Origin of the sequence: Mesorhizobium sp. M0491, assembly GCF_040321265.1 — a bacterium.
Lineage (GTDB): Bacteria > Pseudomonadota > Alphaproteobacteria > Rhizobiales > Rhizobiaceae > Mesorhizobium.
Map to the genome: position 1 here is coordinate 22,061 of NZ_JAMYRE010000042.1, position 8,000 is coordinate 30,060.

7 protein-coding genes and 1 pseudogene are annotated in these 8,000 nt (G+C 64.7%); all 8 read left to right on the top strand.

What is annotated here, in order from left to right; genetic code table 11:
* Window positions 1-18 precede the first annotated feature (18 nt).
* Window positions 19-1,227, top strand: coding sequence for a diaminopropionate ammonia-lyase (locus NKI69_RS32575; RefSeq protein WP_023812607.1), 1,209 nt, complete (start codon window positions 19-21; stop codon window positions 1,225-1,227).
* Complete coding sequence (locus NKI69_RS32580; RefSeq protein ID WP_352723346.1) at window positions 1,224-2,447, top strand: Zn-dependent hydrolase; 1,224 nt, start codon at window positions 1,224-1,226, stop codon at window positions 2,445-2,447. The genes NKI69_RS32575 and NKI69_RS32580 overlap by 4 nt, the downstream gene beginning before the upstream one ends.
* 17 nt (window positions 2,448-2,464) lie before the next feature.
* Window positions 2,465-3,637, top strand: coding sequence for a M20 aminoacylase family protein (locus tag NKI69_RS32585; protein ID WP_352723349.1), 1,173 nt, complete (start codon window positions 2,465-2,467; stop codon window positions 3,635-3,637).
* A gap of 486 nt (window positions 3,638-4,123) precedes the next feature.
* On the top strand, window positions 4,124-4,297 hold the full coding sequence (locus NKI69_RS32590) for a hypothetical protein (protein ID WP_023812604.1): 174 nt from the start codon (window positions 4,124-4,126) through the stop codon (window positions 4,295-4,297).
* An 89-nt stretch (window positions 4,298-4,386) separates the two neighbouring features.
* On the top strand, window positions 4,387-6,480 hold the full coding sequence (locus NKI69_RS32595; RefSeq protein WP_352723351.1) for an ATP-dependent helicase: 2,094 nt from the start codon (window positions 4,387-4,389) through the stop codon (window positions 6,478-6,480).
* Between the two features lie 19 nt (window positions 6,481-6,499).
* Window positions 6,500-7,279, top strand: coding sequence for a 4-hydroxy-tetrahydrodipicolinate reductase (gene dapB, locus NKI69_RS32600; protein WP_352723352.1), 780 nt, complete (start codon window positions 6,500-6,502; stop codon window positions 7,277-7,279).
* Between the two features lie 397 nt (window positions 7,280-7,676).
* A complete protein-coding gene (locus tag NKI69_RS32605; protein WP_256745615.1) occupies window positions 7,677-7,880 on the top strand; it encodes a DUF680 domain-containing protein in 204 nt (67 codons plus the stop codon).
* Window positions 7,881-7,927: 47 nt separating this feature from the next.
* Window positions 7,928-8,000 (top strand): annotated as a pseudogene (locus NKI69_RS33595) (DUF680 domain-containing protein); the annotation flags it as partial.

Below are 8,000 nucleotides of genomic sequence, written 5' to 3' on the forward strand. Positions count from 1 at the left end.
TGCCAAGGAGGCCTGCCAGTGTTCCTGCTCAACCGCAATGCTTTGCATCGCCTGCCACTCGATCCAACCGATGCCGAAACTCTTGGCGTGGCCGGCGCCGACACGGTCGAGCGTTTTCTCAGCCATCGCGACAATCACCTGATGACGCCGCTGCATGCGCTGCCGGCGCTCGCCGCCGAATTCGGACTTGGCGCCGTCCACATCAAGGATGAGGGCTTTCGCCTCGGCCTCGGCAGCTTCAAGGCGCTTGGCGGCGCCTATGCCGTCTTCCGGCTGGTGCTGGAGGAGGCAGGCAGCCGGCTTGGTCGCCCTGTCGACGTGGCCGATCTCGATCGCTCTGATGTGCGGGCCGTCGCCGCGGCGATGACATTTGCCTGTGCGACCGACGGCAACCATGGCCGCTCCGTCGCGCAAGGCGCGCAACTCCTCGGTGCGCGGGCGGCGATCTTCGTCCACGCCGGCGTCAGCGAGGAGCGCATCGCCGCGATCGCCCGTTATGGCGCCGAGATGATCCGCGTTGACGGCAACTATGATGATTCGGTCAGGCAAGCTGCCCAGGTTTCGGCCGAGAAGGGCTGGACCGTTGTGTCCGACACCTCGTGGCCCGGTTATGAACGGATTCCTGGCCTGGTCATGCAGGGCTATACGGCGATCGTGCGCGAAGCCTTGCGCCAGCTCTCTCGGACGCCAACCCACGTCTTCGTGCAGGCCGGTGTCGGTGGCATTGCCGCCGCGCTGGCCGGCCATCTGGCCATCGTGCTCGGTGACGCCAGGCCGACCTTCATCGTGGTCGAGCCGGCGCGTGCCGGCTGTGTTTTTGCAGCCGCCCAGATTGGGCACCCGGTCAAAGTCGCGCACGGCCAGCCGACGGTGATGGCCATGCTTGAATGCTACGAGGCGTCGCCCGTCGCCTGGCGGGTGTTGGCGCGCGCCGCCGATGCCTTCATGACGGTGGATGAGGCCGACGCCGTCGCGGTGATGCGGCGGCTGGCACGGCCGGCCGCCGGCGATCCGGCGATCGTCGCCGGCGAAAGCGGCGGTGTTGGTCTTGCCGGGCTGATCCGGGCGATGGCCGACAACCCGACCGAGCTTGGACTGGACGGCAAATCGCGGGTGCTGGTGATCAACACCGAAGGTGCCACCGACCCGCATCGCTATGCCGAGCTGGTTGGCATGAGCCCGGCCGATGTGCTGGAAGGCAAGATGAAAGCCGAGGCAACGGCATGACCGCGATCGATGCACAGCGCCTGCTTGGCCGTATCCGCGAACTCGGTGCCGTCGGTCGCGACGGCGAGGGCAGGCTGATCCGGCTGGCCGCCTCCGACACCGACAAGCAGGGCCGCGATCTCTTCGTCGGCTGGCTGCGGCAGGTGGGGCTCGATGTCGCCATCGACCGGGTCGGCAATATTTTCGGCATCTGGCAAAGCCCGGACAACAGGGAGCAGGCGCCGCTGCTCATCGGCTCGCACATCGACACTGTCATCGATGCGGGCATCTATGACGGCTGTTATGGCGTGCTTGCCGGGCTGGAGGTGATCGAGACGCTCAAGGCATCAGGCTTTTCGCCGTCGCGTCCGGTCGCGGTCGCCGCTTTCACCAATGAAGAGGGCGTGCGCTACACTCCCGACATGATGGGCTCGCTGGTCCATGCCGGCGGCATCGATGCCGAAACGGTGCTGGCGGCTGTCGGCACCGACGGCAGCGTGCTGGGCCAGGAGCTCGCCCGCATCGGCTATGCCGGCGACCGGGAACCCGGGTTCCTCAAACCGCATGCTTATCTCGAACTGCATATCGAACAGGGGCCGGTGCTGGAGCGTGAAAGCGTGCCGATCGGCGCGGTGGAGAATCTGCAAGGCATCTCCTGGCAGCGTATCACCATAGACGGCGTCGCCAATCATGCCGGCACCACGCCGATGTCGATGCGCAACGATGCCGGCCATGCCGCCGCCCGGACCATCACCTTCCTGCTCGACCGGATCAAAGCCTCGAACGCGCCGACGGTGGCGACCGTGGGTACGATCCGCTTCGAGCCGAATGCCATCAACGTCATTCCCTCACGCGCCGTCTTCACCATCGATCTGCGCGATCCCGACGAACAACGCCTGCAGGCGGAGGAGGCGGCGCTTGCCGCCTATCTCGATCAGCTTGCCACCGAGAACCTGACGGTTTCGGTCGAGCAGCTGGCCCGCTTCGAGCCGGTGATCTTCGACCTTCGCATCGTCGAACTAATCGAGGCCGCCGCGAAAAACCGTGGTCTCGGCGTCCGGCGCATGACATCCGGTGCCGGCCACGATGCACAGATGCTGGCGCGTATTGCCCCGGCAGCGATGATCTTCGTGCCGAGCGCCGGCGGCATCAGCCACAATCCGCGCGAGCACACCGAAGATGCCGAGCTTGTTGCCGGCGCCAACATCCTGCTTGATGTGGCCGCGCGACTGGCAAAGTAGGTCAGGAGGGGCGGAAAATGTCTGAACTCGATCGTGACGCGCTGAGGCGCGAGATGATTTTTTGGCGGCGCGATTTGCACGCGCACCCCGAATTCGGCTTCGAGGAGAAGCGCACCGCCGCCTTCGTCGCCGCCAAACTGCGTGAGTTCGGCCTCGACGATGTCACCGAAGGTGTCGGCGGCACCGGCGTCGTCGGCACGCTGAAGCGCGGCAGCGGCAACCGGGCGATTGCGCTCAGGGCCGACATGGATGCACTGCGCATATCAGAGCAGTCGGACGCACCCTACCGTTCCGGCAATCCCGGCATCATGCATGCATGCGGCCATGATGGCCACACCACCATGCTGCTCGGCGCGGCAAAGCTGCTGGCCCGCGAGGGTGGTTTCGACGGTATCGTGCGCTTCGTGTTCCAGCCGGCCGAGGAATGGGGCAGGGGCGCGCTCGCCATGCTCGATGATGGGCTGATGCAACGCTTTCCCTTCGACGAGATATTCGGCCTGCACAACATGCCCGGTCTGCCGATCGGGCATTTCGAGACCCGTGCCGGCCCGGTCATGTCGGCCGAGGATATTTTCGAGATCGTGCTTAAAGGGCTCGGCGGTCATGCCGCGCGGCCGCATGCGGGCAACGAGACGCTGGTCGCCGCCTGCGCGCTGGTCACCAATCTGCAGACCATCGTCTCGCGCCGGCTGAGCCCGGCCGACATATCGGTGGTTTCGGTGACCGAGCTGATCACCGACGGCACCCGCAACGCTCTGCCCGGCCTTGCCCGCATCCTCGGCGATGCGCGCAGCTTCCGCCCCGAGGTCAGCGCCGAGATCGAGCGGCAGATGCGCATCATTACGCAGGGCACCGCCGCCGCCTACAATGTCGCGGCCGACGTCAATTACAGCAGGGAGTTCGTGCCGCTGCGCAACGATGCCGAACTGGTCGATGCGGCATTTGCCGCCGCAAGGCACGTCTTCGAACCCGGCAAGATCGCCGTCGCCCGCGAGCCGATGACCGCCTCCGAGGATTTCGCCCGCTTCCTCGACCATGTGCCGGGTTGCTTCGTCTTCCTCGGCAATGGCGAGGCTTCCGCGCCGTTGCACAATTCCAGCTACGACTTCAACGATGAGGGGCTGTTGTTCGGCACGAATTTCCATGTCGCCGTGGTCAGGCAAAGGCTGGGTGGCGAGGCGGGAAGATGATCGAGTTTTGATCCCCAGGCCGCGCTCGCCGCTAGCCCAAACACCACCGCTATTGCCAACCAGCTCCGGAGTTTATTGAGATTGCCGGGATGATGGTCAACACAAGCTTGTGACGGCCGGCGACCGATAGGGCCGTGCGCATCGGTACGTTTTTAACAAAGATAATCCCCCAATGACGCAGGGGAAAGACTCAGCTAGCCTCACCTGTGCGGCGGACCTAATTATCCGCTTGGCCGGCGCTTCATTCCTCCTCCCAAGCGGCGCCGGCCTTCTTCCCCAAAAGCCTGTCCGGGACGCCACAGCGGCATGCGGCAGGACACGAGCCCCGCAAACGCCAAGTTCCGCCTCCGGTGCCCCGAGAATGCATCGGGAAAGCGCTGGCGAAACCCATAGCCGTCCTCCATCTTCGACTGCGCGCGTGGACGATTGGCAAGGGAACCAAAGGCGGTTTCCCCGGTTGGTTCTGCTCCAAAGGAGTGTTGCACCATGTTCCGTCTGCTCGTCGTCGGCGCCTTCGCCTATGTCACCTATCGTATCGCCAGGAAGATGGTCGAAAACGTGCCCGATACGGTCGACCCGCTGCTGTTGCCGCCGTCGCAATATGATCGCGAGACCTTGCGGCGGCAGTCGGCCGACATGGGTGTCGATCCGCAACGCTAAAGACACGGACGTCACGCTTCGGCCTGTCGAGCACGAGGCCAGCCTCGCATCGACGTTGCGAACAAAGCAGAAACGATGCTTGATGGGCGATGAACCTCGCCACTGCTGATTCGACCTTTCGGGCCCCGACCGTCCAGCCTGCCTATCTCGCCCGGCTCAACGATGCCCAGCGCCAGGCAGTCGAGCACGGCGACGGCCAAATAGCCGGTCCGCTGCTGGTCATTGCCGGCGCGGGTTCGGGCAAGACCAACACGCTGGCTCACCGCGTCGCCCATTTGGTCGTCAAGGGGGCCGACCCGCGCCGCATCCTGCTGATGACTTTCTCGCGCCGCGCCGCGTCCGAAATGGCCAGGCGCGTCGAGCGTATCGCCGGCGAAGTGCTCGGCCGCGATGCAGCTGTCCTCACCGATGCGCTGACCTGGGCGGGAACCTTTCACGGCATCGGCGCGCGGCTGCTTCGCGACTATGCGCTGGAGATCGGCCTCGACCCTGCCTTCACCATCCATGATCGCGAGGATTCCGCCGACCTGATGAACCTGGTCCGCCACGAACTCGGCTTCTCGAAGACGGAAGCGCGCTTCCCCACCAAGGGAACCTGCCTTGCCATCTATTCGCGCGCCGTCAACGCACAGGCGCCGCTCAACGAGGTATTGGGTTCTGCCTTTCCCTGGTGCGCCGGCTGGGCGGAGCAACTGAAAGAACTGTTCGCCGGTTATGTCGAGGCCAAGCAGGCACAGAACGTGCTCGATTACGACGATTTGCTGCTCTACTGGGCGCAGATGGCGGCGGAGCCCGAGATAGCAGCGCATCTGGGCGGGCGTTTCGACCATGTGCTGGTCGATGAATACCAGGACACCAACCGCTTGCAGGCTTCGATCCTGATGGCACTGAAACCCGACGGCGCCGGGCTGACGGTGGTGGGCGACGATGCACAGTCGATCTATTCGTTCCGTGCCGCCGAGGTGCGCAACATCCTCGACTTCCCCAACCAGTTCGCGCAAGCCGCCGACGTCGTGATGCTGGAGCGCAATTACCGCTCCACCGAAACCATCCTGGCGGCCGCCAATGCGGTGATCGGCGAAGCCTCGGAGCGCTTCACCAAAAACCTGTGGTCGGAGCGCAAGTCGACCGACAGGCCAAAACTGGTGAGCGTGCGCGACGAGGTCGAGCAGGCCAATTTCGTCTGCGATACCATCCTGGCCGAGCGCGAGGCCGGCACGGCACTGAAATCGCAGGCGGTGCTGTTTCGCGCCTCGCACCACAGCGGCCCGCTGGAGATCGAGCTGACGCGGCGCAACATTCCCTTCGTCAAGTTCGGCGGGCTGAAATTCCTCGATGCAGCCCATGTCAAGGACGTGCTGGCGGTGCTGCGCTTCGCCGAGAACCCGCGCGACCGCGTCGCCGGCTTCCGCGTGCTGCAATTGATGCCGGGCATCGGCCCTTCGGCTGCCGCGCAGATCGTCGAGACCATGACGACGGCGCTCGACGAGGCCATGGGGCTGGCCGGCTGGCGTCCGCCGCAACGCGCGGCGGATGACTGGCCGGGCTTCGTCTCGCTCTATTCCGGCCTGCGCGCCGGCGCCAAATGGCCTGCCGACCTCGAACAGATCAGGCTGTGGTATGAGCCGCATCTGGAGCGCATCCACGAAGATGCGACGACGCGGCGCGCCGATCTCTTGCAACTTGAGCAGATCGGTTCGGGCTATGCTTCGCGCGAACGCTTCCTGACAGAATTGACGCTCGATCCGCCCGACGCCACCAGTGACCAGGCCGGGCCGCCGCATCGCGACGAGGACTATCTGATCCTGTCGACCATCCATTCGGCCAAGGGCCAGGAATGGAAGAACGTCTTCGTGCTCAACACGGTCGACGGCTGTATCCCGGCCGATCTCGGCGTCGGCACCAAGGAAGACATCGAGGAGGAGCGCCGGCTGCTCTACGTGGCGATGACGCGGGCCAAGGACAATCTCAACCTGGTCATGCCGCAACGCTTCTTTCCGCACGGCCAGGCGGCGCGCGGCGACCGCCATCTCTATGCCTCGCGCACCCGCTTCATCCCGGCTTCGATCCTGGCGGCGTTCCAGCAGGTGTCATGGCCGAGCGCACAGGTGGCACAGGGCAGGGCGGCCCGGCCGGAGGTGCGCGTCGACATCGGCGCGCGCATGCGCGGCATGTGGAAATAAATAGCCGCGGGATAGCGCCATGTCGAAACCACCGGTCAGGGTCGCCATCGCGGGTGCGCTGGGCCGCATGGGCCGCGAGATGGCGGCGGCCGTGCAGGGCGACGCGCGGCTGGCGCTCGCCGCCCGCTTCCACCGGCCGGGCAGTATTGGCGAAGGGCTGGTGAGCCGCGACGAGGCGCTTGCCGTGGCCGACGTGGTCATCGACTTCACCACGCCGGCTGCCTCGGCTGATCTGGCCAGCATTTGCGCCGAACGCGGCGGGCCGGCCCTGGTCATCGGCTCAACGGGCTTCGATGCTGATGATTCGGCTGCGATCGCCGACGCCGCGAAAACAATTGCCATCGTGCGCTCCGGCAGCTTTTCGCTCGGGCTCAACATGTTGATCGGACTGGTCGAGCAGGCCGCGCGGGCACTCGATCCCGATGACTGGGACGTGGAGATTGTCGAGGCGCATCATCGCCACAAGGTCGATGCGCCATCGGGAACGGCGTTGATGCTGGGGCATGCCGCAGCCGGCGGACGCGGCATCGATCTGGACACGGTCGCAAGGCGTGTACGCGATGGCGTCATCGGCTCGCGGCCGACCGGCGAGATCGGCTTTGCGGTGCTGCGTGGCGGCAGCATCGTCGGCGAACACAGCGTCAGCTTCTGCGCCGAGGGCGAGACCTTGACCTTGTCGCATGCAGCCGGAGACCGCATCATGTTCGCCCGCGGCGCGATCGCCGCCGCACTCTGGGTGGCTGGACGTCCGCCCGGCGAATATGACATGCGCGACGTGCTGGGCATGACCGGCCTATAGCGGCCGGTCTGTCCTCCCGGTTGGACGTACGCACCCATATCTCGTCCGCCTCCGCACCGTAAAAAAGAATGCTGGAGGGGTCAGGTCTCTTCAAACCGAACCGTTCGGTTCGATTTCTGTTGACGGACTGTATAGCAGATGGTGAACGCTGGCTTGGTTGTCGGCCTCGCATGGTGGGAGAAGAATATCACTAACGATTTGATTTCGAACAGTAAAATTATGACCGCCGAGGCCCTGTGCCAAATTTCAAGGTCCGAATTCGAGCCGCGGGGGAACATCTTCGTGATTGGAATCCGCGGCAGGGCAAGCCCATCTCGGGGTGGTCCGAGCGACGCGAAATTCCTCCCAAGGGCACGCCACTAGACGGACAGAACAAAGAAATACTGGAGTAAATAAAATGACCAAGATCGCTCTTACCGCCGCCGCCATCCTCGTTGCCACGGGCACTGCTTTTGCCGGCAGCGACAACTATGGCTCGGCCAACGCCAATCAGCCTGCCGTCACTGTCGACCATTCGGTCACCGCTTCGACCTCGAAGTCGACACAGACCGTCCAGGCCCCAGCGTCGCAGGGCGCTGACCGCAATCTCTTCGGCCGCTAATCGCGACTGCCGATATCAACCCAATCTTGAATTCAGGAGTAAATAAAATGACCAAGATCGCTCTTACCGCCGCCGCCATCCTCGTTGCCACGGGCACTGCTTTTGCCGGCAGCGACAACT

Bases quoted from the DNA above. Each gene is read 5' to 3' on its own strand.
- NKI69_RS32595 (WP_352723351.1), top strand. From the start codon at position 4,387: ATGAACCTCGCCACTGCTGATTCGACCTTTCGGGCCCCGACCGTCCAG.
- dapB (WP_352723352.1), top strand. From the start codon at position 6,500: ATGTCGAAACCACCGGTCAGGGTCGCCATCGCGGGTGCGCTGGGCCGC.
- NKI69_RS32605 (WP_256745615.1), top strand. From the start codon at position 7,677: ATGACCAAGATCGCTCTTACCGCCGCCGCCATCCTCGTTGCCACGGGC.
- NKI69_RS32585 (WP_352723349.1), top strand. From the start codon at position 2,465: ATGTCTGAACTCGATCGTGACGCGCTGAGGCGCGAGATGATTTTTTGG.
- NKI69_RS32590 (WP_023812604.1), top strand. From the start codon at position 4,124: ATGTTCCGTCTGCTCGTCGTCGGCGCCTTCGCCTATGTCACCTATCGT.
- NKI69_RS32580 (WP_352723346.1), top strand. From the start codon at position 1,224: ATGACCGCGATCGATGCACAGCGCCTGCTTGGCCGTATCCGCGAACTC.